Source organism: Marinomonas sp., assembly GCF_039940335.1.
GTDB lineage: Bacteria > Pseudomonadota > Gammaproteobacteria > Pseudomonadales > Marinomonadaceae > Marinomonas.
In genome coordinates this window covers 574,743-591,242 of record NZ_JBDVGW010000013.1, presented here as the reverse complement: position 1 = coordinate 591,242, position 16,500 = coordinate 574,743, and the positions used below count along the sequence as shown (strand labels likewise).

At 44.3% G+C, this 16,500-nt stretch carries 16 protein-coding genes; 10 read left to right on the top strand and 6 right to left on the bottom strand.

Going from position 1 to position 16,500, the window contains the following annotated elements:
• Positions 1 to 2 precede the first annotated feature (2 nt).
• Complete coding sequence (gene pseI / locus ABJF92_RS12475) at positions 3 to 1,022, top strand: pseudaminic acid synthase (RefSeq protein ID WP_446816113.1); 1,020 nt, start codon at positions 3 to 5, stop codon at positions 1,020 to 1,022.
• Positions 1,019 to 2,026, top strand: a complete 1,008-nt coding sequence (pseG, locus tag ABJF92_RS12470) for a UDP-2,4-diacetamido-2,4,6-trideoxy-beta-L-altropyranose hydrolase (protein WP_446816112.1) — start codon at positions 1,019 to 1,021, stop codon at positions 2,024 to 2,026. Before pseI ends, pseG begins: the two co-directional genes overlap by 4 nt.
• Here pseG and pseF read toward each other — a convergent pair.
• The 4 genes from pseF to ABJF92_RS12450 form a co-directional block, all read right to left on the bottom strand.
• Positions 1,977 to 2,729, bottom strand: a complete 753-nt coding sequence (gene pseF, locus ABJF92_RS12465; RefSeq protein ID WP_446816111.1) for a pseudaminic acid cytidylyltransferase — start codon at positions 2,727 to 2,729, stop codon at positions 1,977 to 1,979. The genes pseG and pseF overlap by 50 nt on opposite strands.
• Positions 2,726 to 3,910 carry a UDP-4-amino-4,6-dideoxy-N-acetyl-beta-L-altrosamine transaminase gene (gene pseC / locus ABJF92_RS12460; RefSeq protein WP_446816110.1) on the bottom strand — a complete coding sequence of 395 codons (1,185 nt, stop codon included), beginning with the start codon at positions 3,908 to 3,910 and terminating at the stop codon, positions 2,726 to 2,728. The genes pseF and pseC overlap by 4 nt, the downstream gene beginning before the upstream one ends.
• A complete protein-coding gene (gene pseB, locus ABJF92_RS12455; RefSeq protein ID WP_446816109.1) occupies positions 3,897 to 4,892 on the bottom strand; it encodes a UDP-N-acetylglucosamine 4,6-dehydratase (inverting) in 996 nt (331 codons plus the stop codon). The genes pseC and pseB overlap by 14 nt, the downstream gene beginning before the upstream one ends.
• Positions 4,893 to 4,977: 85 nt before the next feature.
• Positions 4,978 to 5,538 (bottom strand): DNA-3-methyladenine glycosylase I, encoded by a 561-nt coding sequence (locus tag ABJF92_RS12450; protein ID WP_446816108.1) that lies wholly within the window; start codon positions 5,536 to 5,538, stop codon positions 4,978 to 4,980.
• A gap of 119 nt (positions 5,539 to 5,657) precedes the next feature.
• Here ABJF92_RS12450 and ABJF92_RS12445 point away from each other — a divergent pair, with 119 nt between their 5' ends.
• The 6 genes from ABJF92_RS12445 (at position 5,658) to ABJF92_RS12420 (ending at position 11,269) form a co-directional block, all read left to right on the top strand.
• Positions 5,658 to 6,281, top strand: coding sequence for an NUDIX domain-containing protein (locus ABJF92_RS12445; RefSeq protein ID WP_446816107.1), 624 nt, complete (start codon positions 5,658 to 5,660; stop codon positions 6,279 to 6,281).
• A gap of 26 nt (positions 6,282 to 6,307) precedes the next feature.
• The gene (locus tag ABJF92_RS12440) at positions 6,308 to 6,814 is read left to right on the top strand and encodes a DUF1249 domain-containing protein (protein ID WP_446816106.1); all 507 of its coding nucleotides are present in this window, start codon (positions 6,308 to 6,310) and stop codon (positions 6,812 to 6,814) included.
• 28 nt (positions 6,815 to 6,842) lie between these two features.
• Entirely contained in the window at positions 6,843 to 7,433 is a 591-nt protein-coding gene (locus ABJF92_RS12435; protein ID WP_446816105.1) for a YqiA/YcfP family alpha/beta fold hydrolase, read from the top strand.
• Between the two features lie 138 nt (positions 7,434 to 7,571).
• A complete protein-coding gene (gene parE / locus ABJF92_RS12430) occupies positions 7,572 to 9,470 on the top strand; it encodes a DNA topoisomerase IV subunit B (RefSeq protein ID WP_446816104.1) in 1,899 nt (632 codons plus the stop codon).
• A 114-nt stretch (positions 9,471 to 9,584) separates the two neighbouring features.
• Entirely contained in the window at positions 9,585 to 10,559 is a 975-nt protein-coding gene (locus tag ABJF92_RS12425) for an HD-GYP domain-containing protein (protein WP_446816103.1), read from the top strand.
• 95 nt (positions 10,560 to 10,654) lie between these two features.
• Positions 10,655 to 11,269: a UPF0149 family protein gene (locus ABJF92_RS12420; protein WP_446816102.1), complete on the top strand. Its 615-nt coding sequence runs from the start codon at positions 10,655 to 10,657 to the stop codon at positions 11,267 to 11,269.
• Positions 11,270 to 11,351: 82 nt separating this feature from the next.
• Here ABJF92_RS12420 and ABJF92_RS12415 read toward each other — a convergent pair whose 3' ends face one another.
• Complete coding sequence (locus ABJF92_RS12415; RefSeq protein WP_446816101.1) at positions 11,352 to 12,548, bottom strand: amino acid aminotransferase; 1,197 nt, start codon at positions 12,546 to 12,548, stop codon at positions 11,352 to 11,354.
• Between the two features lie 425 nt (positions 12,549 to 12,973).
• On the opposite strand from ABJF92_RS12415, the gene ABJF92_RS12410 reads away from it, so the two are divergent.
• Entirely contained in the window at positions 12,974 to 14,017 is a 1,044-nt protein-coding gene (locus ABJF92_RS12410) for a DUF2235 domain-containing protein (RefSeq protein WP_446816100.1), read from the top strand.
• 41 nt (positions 14,018 to 14,058) lie between these two features.
• On the opposite strand, the gene ABJF92_RS12405 is transcribed toward ABJF92_RS12410, so the two are convergent.
• The gene (locus tag ABJF92_RS12405) at positions 14,059 to 15,249 is read right to left on the bottom strand and encodes an MFS transporter (protein WP_446816099.1); all 1,191 of its coding nucleotides are present in this window, start codon (positions 15,247 to 15,249) and stop codon (positions 14,059 to 14,061) included.
• Positions 15,250 to 15,419: 170 nt separating this feature from the next.
• Between ABJF92_RS12405 and ABJF92_RS12400 the strand changes: the two genes are divergently transcribed.
• The gene (locus ABJF92_RS12400; RefSeq protein WP_446816098.1) at positions 15,420 to 16,217 is read left to right on the top strand and encodes an AraC family transcriptional regulator; all 798 of its coding nucleotides are present in this window, start codon (positions 15,420 to 15,422) and stop codon (positions 16,215 to 16,217) included.
• The last annotated feature ends 283 nt before the right edge of the window (positions 16,218 to 16,500 follow it).

The window sequence follows — 16,500 nt, the reverse complement described above, 5'->3', positions numbered from 1 at the left end:
TTATGTTTGAGCAAACGCCTTTTATTATTGCGGAATTATCGGGCAATCACGGGCAAGACTTTGCCCTAGCCAAACAGATGATACAGGCCGCGGCAGCCGCAGGTGTCGATGCCATTAAGTTACAGACTTATACACCCGATACCATGACCCTAGATATACGCCATGGAGAGTTTGTAGTGTCGGACCTTGGAGGCTTGTGGCAAGGGGATAATCTATACGACCTTTATGGCAAGGCTTATACTCCTTGGGAATGGCATAAACCCTTGTTTGAATTAGCGAATTCGTTAGGGTTAGTGGCATTCAGCTCACCTTTTGATGCCAGTGCGGTAGACTTTTTAGAATCCTTAGACGTGCCGCTTTATAAAATTGCCTCTTTTGAAATGACGGACATTCCCCTCATTCAGGCCGTTGCTAAAACCGGTAAGCCGATCATTATGTCGACCGGTATGGCAAGCTTTAGTGAAATTGAAGAAGCCGTGGCGGCCATCCGTGAGATAGGCGACAACCCACTTACCTTATTAAAGTGCACCAGTACATATCCTGCTAATATTGCCGACTCCAACCTGATAACCATGGCCGATTTGGCTCGAAAAACGGGGTGCTCTGTCGGACTCTCTGATCACACCCAAGGGCTGGCTGCGGCGGTTGCGGCGACGGCATTAGGCGCTACCGTGATCGAAAAACACTTTGTGTTGGATCGCAGTGCAGGTGGTGTTGATGCGGCATTCTCTATGGAGCCAGATGAGCTCAAATCCCTAGTGAAGGCTTGTCGAGAAGCTAAGTCCGCTTTAGGTAGTATTCAGTATGGAGGCTCTGAAGCCGAACAAGCCTCGAAGAAATACCGTCGCTCCATCTATGTTCGCCAAGATGTGCCTGCGGGTACAGTGCTAACGTGTGAGCATTTGCAAATTATTCGTCCAGCCATGGGACTTGAGCCAAAATACTGGACGCAAGTATTAGGTAAGACATTGGTGCAAGACGCCAGCAAAGGTCAGCCTTTGTCGTGGGACATGCTGGCATGAAAGCGCTGATTCGTGCTGATGCCTCAGTGCAAATTGGTATGGGGCATAGGGTACGATGTGAGGCCTTAAAGCAAGCGTTCGAATCCCTTGGTTGGCACTGTCAGTTTGTTATTCACCAAGATTACCAAGGTTTTTCAGCCTCGGACGATTTAATTATTGAAGATGAATCCGAGTTTCTAGACTTGGCGACGAATGTCGATTTAGTGGTCATTGACCATTATCAGTATCTCCCTGACATGATCGAGCAGGTATACCGTCAGCAAGCTCACCTTCTTGTCTTGGATGATATGAACGATAGGGGAGGGTTTCCATGCCAGTGGCTTCTCAACCCTTTGCATGAAGCGTATTCAGCTAAGGTAAAACAAGCGTTATTGGGCAGCCAGTATGCGTTATTGCGACCAAGCTTTGCACAAGCTCATCTTCAAGCCAAAGCAACATCCTCACACACTGGTAAATTACTGATTACTTTAGGGGGGACGGACCCTTTGGCACTCACCTTACCCATAGTTTCCCGCTTGTTGGAGCAGGGGGTTGAATCTGCAAAATTACAAGTGTTATTGGGAAAAAATGCCAGCAATGCTGAGGCTGTTATCCGCTTTTGTCAGCAGCACAACATTGCTTTTGCGCAAGGCGTAAAGGATGTAACCCCATTAATGCTGGACGCTAGTATGGCGATTTCGGCGGCCGGCGGTACCTTATTTGAGCTTGCTTGTTTGGGAGTACCAACCGTATTTGCACAAGTTGCGGATAATCAAACTCGCTCTTTAGAGCAGCATGTTCCCTTAGCTTGGTGTGATACGGTACGTTTTGACAATCTTGAGTCCCAAGAGGTACCTCAGGCGTTACAGCAATTGGTGAATAAAGTCCTGAATTATTGGTCTTGCCCAAGTTGGCAGCAAGCCGCTAAAGCCTGTGCTCAGCAGTTAGTGGATGGACATGGCGCGCAACGAGTGGCTAGTTTGATTGATCAACAGATTTTAGCTGAAGTTCAGAAGCCTGCTTAAGTAACATCAATTGGGTTAAGCGTAACCAATCTTCTTCTGTGTCTAAATCCTGAATCCTGTGCCTTGGCAGCATGACAGGTTTAGAGGTCGGAGCAAAAATCTCTTCTCCCGTTAACCACTCTTCAGTACTTGCCCAATAGAACTGACCCGCATCGTGTATGGCTTCGATCAAATCTTGTGAGCGTTTATTGATGTGTTCAACAAACATGGGGGCTAACTCGCCTTGAGCATTGGTATGTAAGGCACGCTGTATCGGAAAAGCAAAAGTCGTAGCGGAAAAACTGAATCCCTTACTAGGGAGGCAATCTAAGCCTTGCTGTAAATCCGTCACCTTTAGTAAAGGGCAGGTGGCATAGATTAAGCAGGCTTGAGTGGGGGTTGGCTGATTTTTGTTTTTGGCTTCATCACAAAGATAGCCAAGTGCATGCTGCATAACAGGGGTGGTTCCTGTCATGTGGTCAGCTAATTGAGCTGGGCGGATAAAAGGTGTTTGTGCTCCGTATTGACGAGCAATTTCTGCGATTTGCTCGTCGTCTGTCGACACAATTACTTGATCAAACAAATTAGAAGATAAGGCGGTCTCAATCGAATAGGCGATTAATGGTTTGCCATTTAACAAACGAATGTTTTTTCTTGGTATGCGCTGGGAGCCACCACGGGCAGGTATCACAGCAACACGCACTGTATGGGGAGGCTGGGTCATAGGGTTACTCCGTTTTCCGCCAGTGCTTTGGATAAAACCTGCGCCGTATAAATTTGCTCTTCATAGCTAAGATCGGCAAACAAGGGCAAACTAAGGGTGCGTGCATAGTAGTCTTCAGCGATAGGGTAGTCACCTAATTTAAAGCCCAGCGCTTGGTAATAGGGCTGGCTATGAACAGGAATATAATGCACTTGCGTACCAATGCCGGCTTGGCGTAAGGCATCAAACACCCCTTTGCGTTTTGTGGCATGTTGAGCAGGAAGCAGAATTGGGTAAAGATGCAAAGATGACTTAGCATCGTTTTTTTGCTTGGGCAATGTAATGGGTAAACCATTTAGCAGTTGTTGATAGTGGTCAAATTGCTGGTGGCGGCGCGTAATAAATTCGTCTAAACGCTTTAGTTGAGAAAGGCCAAGGGCGGCCTGTAGCTCAGTCATTCGATAGTTGTAGCCTAAGGTCTGTTGTTCGTAGTACCAATCCCCGGGCATTTGCGTTAGCTCTTGAGGGTTCTTCGTCGTCCCTTGATGACCGTGAGTACGCATGTGTTGAGCCAGTTTGGGGTCATTAGTCACCGCCATGCCGCCTTCTGCTGAGGTAATGATTTTTACCGGGTGGAAGCTAAACACACATATATCACTGTATTGGCAATTGCCTACAGGTTGATCGTAATAATAGGCGCCAATGGCATGGGAGGCGTCTTCAATGATGGCAAAGCCATATTGTTGCGACAGCTGATGAATGGCTGCCATATCACAGGGTTGTCCAGCAAAATGCACAGGGATCACCACCTTGGGCAACTTATTTTGACGGGCAGCCAGTGCAAGTTTTTTGGCCAACTTTTCCGGACAAAGGTTGTAGCTGTGTTCGTCTATATCAATGAAATCCACTTCTGCGCCACAGTAGCGAGCGCAATTTGCCGAAGCAATGAAAGTATTGGGAGACGTCCAAACGCTATCTTTGTCTGTGACCCCAAGAGCCAAGCAAGCAAGATGCAATGCGGAGGTGGCACTGTTGCAAGCGAGAGCATGCTGAGCGCCAACTTTATCTGCTAGCTTGTGCTCGAATTCGTTAACTTTAGGACCTTGAGTGAGGTAGTCTGAGTTTAGAGCCTCTACTACAGCGGCGATATCATCCTCATGAATGGATTGGCGCCCATAGGGAATAAATTTAGTGACTGTCATCGAACGCTAGAATCTCTTCAACACTTAGAAAATGCGGGTTAGAACCAGACTGATATTCGTATCCCGCCTCGACCAACTGACCTTTTTCAGCCAATTTATTCTGAGTAAAGTCCATGTCTTGTTGGTAAAACTTGATGCTAGGAGCTATCACATAATGGTCTTCATACTCATAGGTATGAAAAGAGTCATCACTTGGGCACATTACTTCGTGGAGTTTTTCTCCTGGGCGAATACCGATATTTTTGGTTGGCAAATGTGGGGCATAAGCCGCAGCTAGATCTAATATTCGCACCGATGGAATCTTGGGAATAAAGATTTCTCCCCCTTGCATACGTTGGAAGTTCTTTAAGACAAAATCGACCCCCATAGGTAAGGTGATCCAAAAACGCGTCATATCTGGGTGGGTTATGGGAATTGCTTCCGCCCCTTCCGTCACTAATTTCTGGAAAAAGGGCACGACTGAACCTCGTGATCCGACCACATTGCCATACCGAACGACGGAAAAGCGTGTACGGCCTTGGCCAACCATATTGTTTGCCGCAACAAACAGCTTGTCGGAAGCCAGCTTGGTAGCACCATATAGATTGATCGGCGCAGCCGCTTTATCTGTGGATAGAGCAATGACTTTATCCACATCATTGGCAATGGCAGCCGCGATAACATTTTCTGCCCCATGAATATTGGTTTTGATGCATTCCATTGGATTGTATTCAGCCGCGGGTACTTGCTTTAGTGCCGCAGCATGGATGACGTAATCCACATCGCGCATAGCTTGAGTAAGGCGGGTTTTGTCGCGCACATCACCAATGAAATAACGCATGCAGGCAGCATCGAAATCTTGTTGCATTTCGTATTGTTTAAGTTCATCACGGGAATAGATGATGAGACGTTTTGGCTGATAGTGTGCCAACAGAGTTTTGACATATTGGCGACCGAAAGAGCCGGTACCGCCAGTAATTAGAATGCTTTTGTTGTTGAACATGAAATCAATACCAAAAAATTAGCTAGAGTTGCTAAGCCTATCGGCCTAATTGAGGAAAACATTAATAAAATCAATATGCTTATTCTCATTCTGAACGTGCGATACAGTCCAGTAAGTGATCATTTACCATGCCAGTTGCTTGCATGAATGCATAGCAGGTAGTGGCGCCAAAAAAACGAAAGCCGCGCTTTTTCATATCTTTAGCGATGCGTTCAGATAGCTCGGTTTTGGCGGGTACATCAGCCATGCTTGTAATAGGGTTAGCCAATACCTTGTGGCCGCTAAAAGCCCAATAATAGTCACTGAAAGAGCCAAATTCTTCGGTGATCTTTAAAAATATTTTGGCATTGTTGATGGTGGCTTCTATCTTGCCACGGTGACGAACTATGCTGGCATCTTCTAGCAAACGCTCGACATCTTGCTCACTCATGAGTGCGACTTTCTCTGGGTCAAACTGATGAAAGAGACGACGATAACCTTCTCTTTTACGTAAAATCGTAATCCAGCTTAGACCTGCTTGGGCGCTTTCTAGTACAATGCATTCAAACAGGGTTTGATCGTCTTTAACGACCTTACCCCATTCCTTGTCATGGTAATCGATATACTCAGGTGTGCTTAAACACCAAGGACAGCGAACGCTTGTCATAAAAGATTCTCCTATACGAGCTAATCAGCATAGCGTCTTGTTGATTGGGCGTCATCTAAATTTCACAACCAAAACGGATTTGACTATGACAATTAATGTTATTCAATATGGAGCGGGAAATGCCCTTTATACCGACTTATAAAAGAAATGATGTCATCGTTGAGAAAGACGAATGTGTTTACCAAGGCTTTTTTCAGCTACGCAAACTCACGTTGAAGCATAAAAAGTTTAATGGTGAGTGGAGTCAAAGCATGACTCGGGAAATGATGGTGCGCAAAGACGCCGTTTGTGTACTGCTGTTTGATCCTCGTACTGATCAATTATTACTGATAGAGCAGTTCCGCCCAGCTGTGCTGCAGAGCGAATCCCCATGGTTGCTTGAGCTAGTTGCAGGTATGGTAGAATCCGATGAAAGTGATGAAGATGTTGCTCGCCGTGAAGCACTAGAAGAAGCAGGCGTGACGATTCAGCGCTTAGAGTATATGTTTAAGTTTGTGCCTTCTCCCGGTGGTTTAGTGGAATATTTGCGCATGTACGCTGGAGAGTTTGATGCCCGCTTGGTCGATGTTTCACAGGTGCATGGCTTAGATGACGAAAACGAAGATATTAAATTACACCTTGTGTCTTCTGGAGAAGCCATTGCGCTTTTAGAGGAAGATGTAGAAAACGCCAGCACCATTATGGGATTACAATGGTTTGCCTTGAATAAAGGTAAGCTGTTAGCAAAATGGTCAGAGGATTAATGAAAACGCTTCGGCAGGAAAGCTGAATGTTAACCGCAGGGCAAGCAGCGAATAAACGAATGAGTGAGATAATGAATAAAGCCACGGGTCACTATGTGCCAGATTTAGCCAGTTTACAGATGCTCGGTGAGTTAAATTACCGCCGCATCGGCCGGCTAATGCGTGGCCAAGAAGATCAAGACGCGTGGCATTTTTCTATTCATAGTGCAGGGGATCAAGAAAGTCGCTTGCGTTTAACGTTAGGCCCCCAAAGCCGTTTTACCACGCAAGTTGTTTTAGAGTTCGGCCCTGAACTGCAAACACCGCTTTTGTTTACGACTCAGTTAAGCATGACCATTCGTTTGTATCATGATGTAGGGATAGCGGAAATAACCGATGGACACCGCCAGTACCGTGGCACTTACCCTTACCCTAATGACGACATGTTTCATCGGGATGAGAAGTTTCGTCTCAATCAACAGTTGGCAGACCTTTTAGAGCTGTGCCTGAAACATGGCCACAGGTTGGGTAATCACGACTTTCAGTTTGCCTAGTAATAGTTTTGAATTTTAAGGATTGATCTTGCCGTATTTACTCTACATTCATGGTTTCAACAGTTCTGATAAATCCGAAAAAGCCAATGTTCTCAAATCTTATGCCGAGCCTCTAGGCCTTGCATCTTATATATTGTCCCCTTGTTTATCTTGGCAACCGAAAAAGGCCATAGCCCAGTTAGAATGTTTGATTGAGACTCATCTGGATGAGGGCATTACCCTGATAGGCAGTTCATTGGGAGGTTTCTACGCTAGCTATTTGGCGGAGAAATACAAAATTAAAGCGATTTTAGTGAACCCTGCTGTACAAGCGCCACAATTACTTACCGCTCATCTTGGCCAACAACATAACCCTTACACGGGTGAGGAGTATGTTTTAACGCAAGAGCAGATGGCGGAACTTAAAGCACTCGTGGTAGCTCAACCTAGTGCCTCTTTGTATTGGCTTATGGTGCAAGAAGGGGATGAGACGTTAGATTATCGAGCGGCGTTAGACAATTTTCAAAGTGTCGCTCGCTTGACCCAGGAAAAGGGTGGTAATCATAGATTTGTTGATTTTGAAAATCACGCCAAAGACATTTTTGAGTACGCTAATTTAATACCAATAGCAGACTCTTAAGACCGCCTACTGATTAACACATAACAGCACCTGAGACTATTTCACAGGACATAGATCCAGTGATAGACTCATTGCCATAAAATTATATCTATTAGCGCTAACCCATCAGCGCTAATGTTAACTTGGAAACAACTACCCATGTCTGCAAAAGAATATAACGCTGGTTCGATCGAGGTTCTTAGTGGCCTAGAGCCTGTGCAAAAACGCCCTGGAATGTACACAGACACTGCTCGCCCTAACCACCTGGGACAGGAAGTGATTGATAACTCTGTGGATGAAGCATTAGCCGGTCATGCGGACCGTATTGAAGTCATTTTATATAAAGATGGCTCATTGAGTGTGGAAGATAATGGCCGTGGTATGCCTGTGGATATTCACCCAGAAGAGGGTGTTTCCGGGGTCGAGTTGATCTTAACCAAGCTTCATGCCGGTGGTAAATTCTCTGGGGATAATTACCAATTCTCAGGTGGTTTGCATGGTGTTGGGGTTTCTGTGGTAAACGCTTTGTCGACTTCGTTGGAAGTTTGGGTGAAACGTAACGGCATTCAGTACCATATTGCTTTCGCTGACGGCTTTAAAGTTTCCGATCTACAAGAAGTCGGCACAGTAGGTAAGAAAAACACTGGTACTAAGGTGAAGTTCACCGCAGACAGTAAATATTTTGATAGTCCGAAATTCTCTTTATCTCGTTTAAAGCATCTATTAAAAGCCAAAGCCGTATTGTGTTCTGGCCTACATGTGGTGTTCATTGATCAAAGTGGTGCGGAAGAAGTCAAAGAAGAGTGGTTCTACCAAGATGGCTTGAAGGATTACCTTGCTCAAGCCAATGAAGGTTTTGTTTTATTGCCAGAAGCGCCATTCATTGGTGGGTTAACGGAAATTACCCAAGGCGTTGATTGGGCTGTGCAGTGGTTACCAGAGGGTGGTGAATTGGTCACCGAAAGTTATGTGAACCTGATCCCGACGGCACAAGGGGGAACCCATGTTAACGGCTTGCGTACCGGCTTATTAGAAGCAATTCGTGAGTTCTGTGACTTCCATAACTTACTACCACGAGGTGTGAAGTTAACCGCAGAAGACGTTTGGGATCGCTGTAGTTATGTGCTTTCGGCAAAGCTGCAAGAGCCTCAGTTCTCTGGACAAACCAAAGAGCGCTTATCTTCTCGTCAGATCGTTGCGTTTATTTCTGCAACAGTCAAAGATGCCTTCAGTCTTTGGTTGAATAAGCATGTGGAAGACGGCCAGAAGATTGCTGAAATTGTTATTAGTAGTGCGCAAAAGCGTTTGCGTGCCAGCAAAAAAGTGGTGCGCAAGAAGATCACTCAAGGCCCAGCATTACCAGGCAAATTAGCGGATTGTTCGGGTCAAGACTCTAGCCGTAGTGAGCTTTTCTTGGTGGAAGGGGACTCAGCGGGAGGCTCAGCCAAACAGGCTCGTGAAAAAGACTTCCAAGCGATTTTACCCTTGCGCGGAAAGATACTGAACTCTTGGGAAGTCGATTCTGGCCAAGTATTGGCGTCCCAAGAAATACATGACATTTCCGTGGCGCTTGGGGTCGACCCAGGAGATGAAGACTTAAGCGGTCTACGTTATGGTAAAGTCTGTATCTTGGCCGATGCCGACTCCGACGGCCTACATATCGCGACTCTTATTTGTGCTTTGTTCGTGAAACATTTTCCTGCCTTGGTAAACCACGGTCATGTCTTCGTTGCCATGCCCCCCCTGTATCGTATTGATATTGGTAAAGAGGTTTACTACGCATTGGATGATGAAGAAAAAGACATTACTTTGCACAAAATCGAGTCTGAGAAAAAGCGTGGCACGCCGAACGTTCAGCGCTTCAAAGGCTTGGGTGAGATGAACCCAGCCCAGCTGCGTGAAACGACTATGGCACCGGATACTCGTCGTCTTATCCAGCTCACTATGGAAGACAAGCCTGATACCGATGAGTTGATGGATAAATTACTGTCGAAGAAACGTGCAGGCGACAGAAAAAATTGGCTGGAAACTTATGGCAACTTAGCCATTGTCGATTAAAACAAATTTTTTATGACCAAACCCCCTTAAGAGACTTTGTCCTAAGGGGGTTTTTGGTATGGTGGGGTATCCCTTATCAAGCCATGATAATGTAAGGTGGTAAGGAACATTATCATGATTAAGTGTTCTACAATATTAGAGCATTTTGAAGAAGAGAAAAGTGATATGTCATTAATTAAAAATATTCGCGACTTGTTTAACTCAAACCATTCATCAGAAAAATTGGTTTTTGAGCCCTTATTGAAAAGCCTTTTATCCATGGCTTGGTTTGTCGAAGCAAGAGACCCTTATACAGGAGGGCATCTTTGGCGGGTATCACAGTTTTCTTACTTGCTTGCTAAGAAAAGTGGTTTAAGTGAGGCCATGGCAGCACAAATTAGCCTAGGTGGTTTTCTACACGATCTTGGAAAAATCGGCATATCAGACAGTATCTTACGTAAAACGGAGCGTTTGACAGACGAAGAGTACAATGTGATTAAAACTCATCCAGAGGTAGGTTTTCGCTTAATTAGCGACCACCCTTTGGCTGAGGTCATTAAAGATGCTGTACTTAGTCACCATGAAAGACCTGACGGTAAAGGCTATCCACATGGCCTTAACAGTGAGTCTTTAAGTCCTATGGCCAAAATAGTGGGCATATGTGATGCGTTTGATGCCATGACCAGCTCTCGTCCCTATCGTAAAGGCATGACAGAAGAAAAAGCATTGTCTATTTTATTAAGTGAGAAAGATGCTCAGTTTGATGGCAGCTTAGTAGATGCTATGCAGATGTTAAGTATTGATGGAAAATTAAAGCATATTATAGGGCATACCGATGAGGGTATACCTCTGCATAATTGCCCTATGTGCGGTCCTACCTTAGTGGTTAAAAAAGATCACCAGGTGGGGGATCAAATTTCATGTAACAGTTGCCATGCGGAATTTGGCTTAGCCGTTGATGGGCAAGGGATTATGGTGCCGACGCCAACAGGAAAAAATGTATCCGCAGCTCAGAGGGGAGTGGATTTAGATGAACATGTGATTGAGAGCACGTTAATTTTGATGCGGAAAAATCTCTCACAAGGTGTTTTGAAGCCCCTTTTGAGCTAATAATTAAGGCTCTCTAGGAAATGTTCAGTTAGGTTCCTCACGTTTAAAACTTCACTTATAATAAAGTGAAGTTCAAAATTTTATGGATAGATTGCATGCCTGATATAGATGATTCCAATGTAATGACAGAAGAAAAGTTGTACGAAAGGTTAGATTATTACCTAATGGCATATGGAAGCGATCGCTCTCTTTTATGTGTATCAGAGCTTGACGGATTTATTACTGCACTTGGCTGCTCGGCAAAAGAATTACAACCAGATCAATGGCTTGATGCTATTTGGGGGGCGGATGAAGATCAGCCAGTTTGGGAATCCTCTCAACATGAAGATGAATTTTTAAGCCTAGTACTCATTATGTACATGGAAGCCATGAATAACCTAGTGCATGGGGAATTTTACCCTGTTTATCTAGAACAAGATGTGGATGATAAATCCGTCATTATTGTTGAAGAGTGGTGTGTCGGCTTCATGCGAGGCGCTAAACTAACTGGCCTTGGTTTGGGCGAAAATAAAGAGTTTATGGATGAAGTGTTAGCGCCAGTACGCCTGTTTGGTACACAAGCGGGTTGGAAGCGCCAAGAGTCAATGGTGCAAGAAGAGATTCAGTTTTGGGAAGAGAATATAGAGCCTTCCATCTTACGCTTAGCACGTTGTAACTTCCCTGAAACCCAAGGTGCGACGCCCAAGCCTAAAACCCAAGTTTTGCACTAATCGTTATTGCAAAAAGGCAAAAAACATACCGCTAGAGCTAAATAAGCCTAGCGGTATTTTTTATCATGGGAGGTTAAGAGGTTTAACCAACCACTTTTTTAATGCTTTCACATAGGTAGTCGATGTTGTTGTCACTGACCCCCGCAATACTCATACGACCTGTATCGGCAATATAAATCGAGTACTCGCTACGCAACGTCCGTACTTGCTCAAGTGTAAGGCCTGAGTAAGAGAACATACCACGCTGATCTTTAATGAAACTGAAATCCTTGCTGACACCGCAGTCTTTAAGCTTCGCCACCAGCTTTTCACGCAAACCGTTAATACGGTTACGCATTGCCGTCACTTCTTCTTGCCACTCTGCTTTTAATTCAGAATTCGACATGATTGTCTGCACTACTGCCGCACCATGCGCTGGTGGCATGGAGTAGTTAGCGCGAATGGCTTGCCCTACAATAGAAAATGCGGTGTCTGCCTCTTCTGCTGTTTCAGCAATGATGCTCAAGCCACCACAACGGTCGCGGTAGATACCGAAGTTTTTCGAGAAAGAGTTGGCGATTAACATGCTAGGCACTTTAGAGGCCATATGGCGTAAACCTGCCAAGTCCTCGTCTAGCCCATCACCAAAACCTTGATAAGCTGCATCCACAAGCGGTAACAAGCCGCGTTCGTTGACAAAGTCTGTAATCACTTCCCAGTGCTCAGCTTGAAGATCAATACCCGTTGGGTTGTGACAGCAAGCGTGTACCAGTAATACATCACCTGCTTTCGCCTCGGCACGCAGTGTTGTCATCATGTCGTCAAAACGAAGACCATTGGTGGCTGAGTCATAATAAGGATAATCGCAAGACTCAATGCCTGCAGAGTTGAAAATGGACTTGTGGTTACCCCAAGTTGGATCACTCACCCAAAGACGCGCACCTTTAAGGTTTGCACTAATGAAGTCGGCCGCAACTTTTAAAGCGCCTGTACCGCCGGGTGTTTGTGAAGAGCGAATGCGTCCGGCTTGTTTGATAGGGTTGTCTTCCCCTAAAAGTAAATCTTGGATAGTGCTTTCGAACTCACTTGCTCCGTATATACCTAGGTAGCTTTTAGAGCTTTCTTGTTCTAGAAGGATTGCTTCTGCTTTTTTAACACTATTTAGAATAGGGGTGTGTCCATTATCATCTTTATAAACCCCAACACCTAAGTCTATCTTATTTGGGTTGGTGTCTTTCATATGGGCAACAATAAGCGCTAAAAGAGGGTCACCGGCAACAGCATTAAGATGTTTAAACATAATGGAAAAGAATCCTTTTAATAGGTCATAGTCAGATTGCAAAACGTCATAGTGAGACAAATTTGGCAACAAAATAGCGCATCTGCACACCCGTTTATTTTGCCGTATTTATGCCAGAATACAACGGACAAAGGTGCGAAAAAATACATTTACTGTCAATAAATCATGACACTTTCCATCATGAATCAATTTCGCACTTCTTCCTCCAAAAGCTCAACATAAAGCACTAGGCGTTAAACCTTTGTAACAGACAAAATTATCGTTTTACCTTTTGTAATCAAAGGATACAAAAAGCCTACTAGGTCCAATGAAGCCCACTGATATAGAGATAAAAATAACAAAACTGCCTTTGTAGTTGAGCTGCCACAAGACTAATTTTTACAGCCAAGGATAAGAATACATTTAAGGCTGACAAGGAGATTGGCATGGCAAATATCGTAATTTGTGCAGACGGAACATGGAACCGACCTGAAGAAGATACCAGCAAAGATTTCCCTACTAATGTTCTGAAATTAGCCCGAGCCATTGCTCCAACGAGAAACCAGCTTGCACAACACGTCTTTTATGATTGGGGTGTCGGTTCTTATTATGGTGCCATCAGCGGTGGTGCTTTTGGCTGCGGCATTCATAAAAATATTATGGATAGTTACCGCTATATTATTCAGAACTATCAGGCGGGCGATAATATTTACTTGTTTGGCTTTAGCCGAGGGGCTTATACGGTGCGAGCATTAAGTGGGCTGATTAACAATTGTGGTATTTTAAAAAGACCTCATGCACATCAAGTTGCTGAAGCTTGGAAAATCTATAAAAGCCCTCTATCTCGAAATAAACCGAGAGGGGCTGCAGCGACATCTTTTAGGAGTGCCTTTAGTCATGAAAACCGCAATATTCATTTTATTGGGGTTTGGGATACGGTGGGAGCATTAGGGATCCCTTTTAGCTTAATGGGGTTGTTTTCCGCTGATGATGAGTTTTATGACACTAAAATGGGATCAAACGTATCCATAGCAAGACATGCTTTAGCAATTGATGAGAGGCGTGATGATTTTGCGCCAACCATTTGGGCACCAAGAGCTGGTGTAGACTTACAGCAGGTTTGGTTTGCTGGAGTGCATGCGGATATAGGAGGTTCTTATGCGCCAGATAAAGGCACTAATAGTCGCATTTCCGATACATCGTTAGCCTGGATGCTTAAACAAGCCAAAGCGGCGGGTCTTGGGCTAGAGAGTCATATTGAGCGTAATTTAACGGACGGAAGCTTTGCCAAAAAGCATGAGTCTCGAAGTATTCCCTATCGCTATAAAAAAGCGTTTAATCGCCCCTTAATTTTTAAGAATATTCCGACCAAAATACATCATACAGTGAAGGCTCGTTATCTTGCCGATCCGAAATACCGTCCTCAGCAGTTGGTAAAGCTGGTGGAAAAGGTGGGTTGGGAAGGCGTAGTTCTAGAGTATGAAGAGTAAGCCGGTCAAACTCTAATTGAGGGTTTGACCAGCGAGAAAAATTAAAACAGTGCTCTACGAACTTCATTGCCTTCAGTTGGATGATTAGGAATATTGAAAGCAAGTAACAGTGAGAGACTTGCCATGGCTGCGCCAGCATAGAAAACACTCGCTGGTGATACGAGCCAAAGTAAGCCGAAACTCACAGGGATAAATACAGCGGCAATATGACTAATAGTAAAAGAAACGCCAGCGGTTGATGCAATGTCTGCTGGGTCTGCGATTTTTTGAAAATAGGTTTTGATGGCAAGTGCTAAGGCAAAAAATAGGTGGTCGATGACATATAAGCCTGCAGCGATTTCGGCACTTTCAACCAGTGCATAACTGACAAATACTAGTATTAACCCCGTGTATTCAAAAAGTAATGCTTTACGTTCTCCTATTTTGCCGATGATGCGGCCAATACGTTTGGCAAATAACCAATTGAAGGCGTAATTAATCAGAAACAAAAGGGTAATGTCAGCCGCTGAATAACCGAATTTTTCTACCATGAGGAAACCTGCAAATACAACAAAGATTTGCCTTCTCGCACCACTCATAAATACCAATGCATAGTATAGCCAGTAGCGCTTGCGCAAAATCAGCTTTTTATTCTGTATGGTTTTGCTTTCGAAGGTCGGGAAGGCTAACCAGATAAACAGGACTATGATTAGGGCTGTAGCGCCTGCAATTAAGTAGACCCATTGGTAATCTAGTGAGAGTTGCTCTAAGAGCACCCATAGCACACCATAGGTAATAAGCGAGGCGAGGGCGCCAACAGAAATCATTGTCCCTAATGTTTCAGGTGCCTCTTCTTTACTGAGCCATTGTAAAGAAAGAGATTGCTTTAAAGTTTCGAAATAATGGAATCCTGTAGACATCAATAGGGTCGTACAGAGTAAACCCGAAACAGAGGGGTAAAATCCAGTTATCGCCACGCCAAGAGTGAGCATAAGAAGCGCCAGTATCATGAATTTTTGTTCACGCATAAACAGTAAAATAAACACGGCGGTAAAGGCCAAAAAACCGGGTATTTCGCGAACACTTTGCAGTAAGCCAATTTCGGCTCCAGTGAAAGCCGCTTTTTCTATGGCGAAGTTATTAAGCAGAGCCTGCCAGCTGGCGAAAGATATCGGAAGGATAATCGCCAGCAGAGTGAGCAATGTTTTTGGATTTCGCCATGTGGTATGAGTTGGCTGTGAGGGGGAGGTCATGTCTACTTCCTTATCTTACTAAATGGTTTCGTGCTAAGTAAGTTCGTATTGAGCCAGTTCTGACTGAGTGTCAAATGCTGCTTAAGCTTGATAGTTATTAGATTAGCAGGTATGTTTTTGTCGGTCTTTCTGCTTTAAGCCAAATTGTATCGATAAAGAGACAGATTCTTATGAAGACAGGATTGTCGTTTAAAAACTCGAGCTGGCAAATTAATGAGCACGTGGAAGCTCAAGATGATCAGATGACGTTGGCACGTCAATATAATATGCCTGCTGGGTATCAGGGGAAACGGCATAGTCATGATTGGTTTCAGCTGATGTATGCGTCGAGTGGGTTGTTAAATGTCGAATTTCAAGGCCAGTTTATGGTCATGCCACCACAAAAAGCGATCTGGCTCCCTCCGCAATACGAACACAGTGTACGTGCACCAACTGGGGCAAGGTTTCGTAGTTTGTACTTTAATCCAGATCGGGTCAAAAGCATTGGTCAGGATGCGAAAATTTTTAATGTGTCATCGCTTATCAAAGAGTTAATTTTGGCTGTAGTTGAGCGTTGCGATATAGATATTTCATGGCAAGATCATGATGAGAGATTATTGACAGTGTTGTTAGATCAACTGGCAAATCAACCTGTGAACTCTCTAAGTTTGCTTATACCGAAGGATACTCGAGTTTCTAAATTGGTCGAAGTCTTACAGTCGGACCCGTGTAATGCATTGAGCTTAACCGAGTGGGCAAATACACTAGGTGTATCCAGTCGTACTTTGACGCGTATTTTTATCGCTGAAACAGGTGTGGGCTTTAAAGAGTGGCGTCAGAAAATACGCTTGTTGCATTCTCTTTCCTTGCTTGAGCAGGGGCTTTCTGTGACCCAAGTTGCCTATGAGGTTGGCTATCATTCCTCCTCAGCTTTTAGCTATGCGTTTCAGCAGCTTTTTTCCGTATCACCTAAACATTATTTCTTATAGGCATATGAGGTGCCATCGCCGGAATATTTTTATAGCGACATAGTGAAATTGGCCACTTGATTAGAGGTGATCGAGGAGTTTTTTTACGGCAAGCTGAATAAAATTTCTATTAAGTATTTGTAATTAAGGCTTAATGAGTGGTTCTCTCATCTCTCTAAAGAGCGTTATGTGTTAACTTAGGTGGCGGATAGTAAGTGGCTCGACGGAGAGTTTTCGATCATAGATTGTTGATCGATTTTGCTAAGCCTGTGAGTCTATTTAGAATGTACAAATTGCGTTTAAG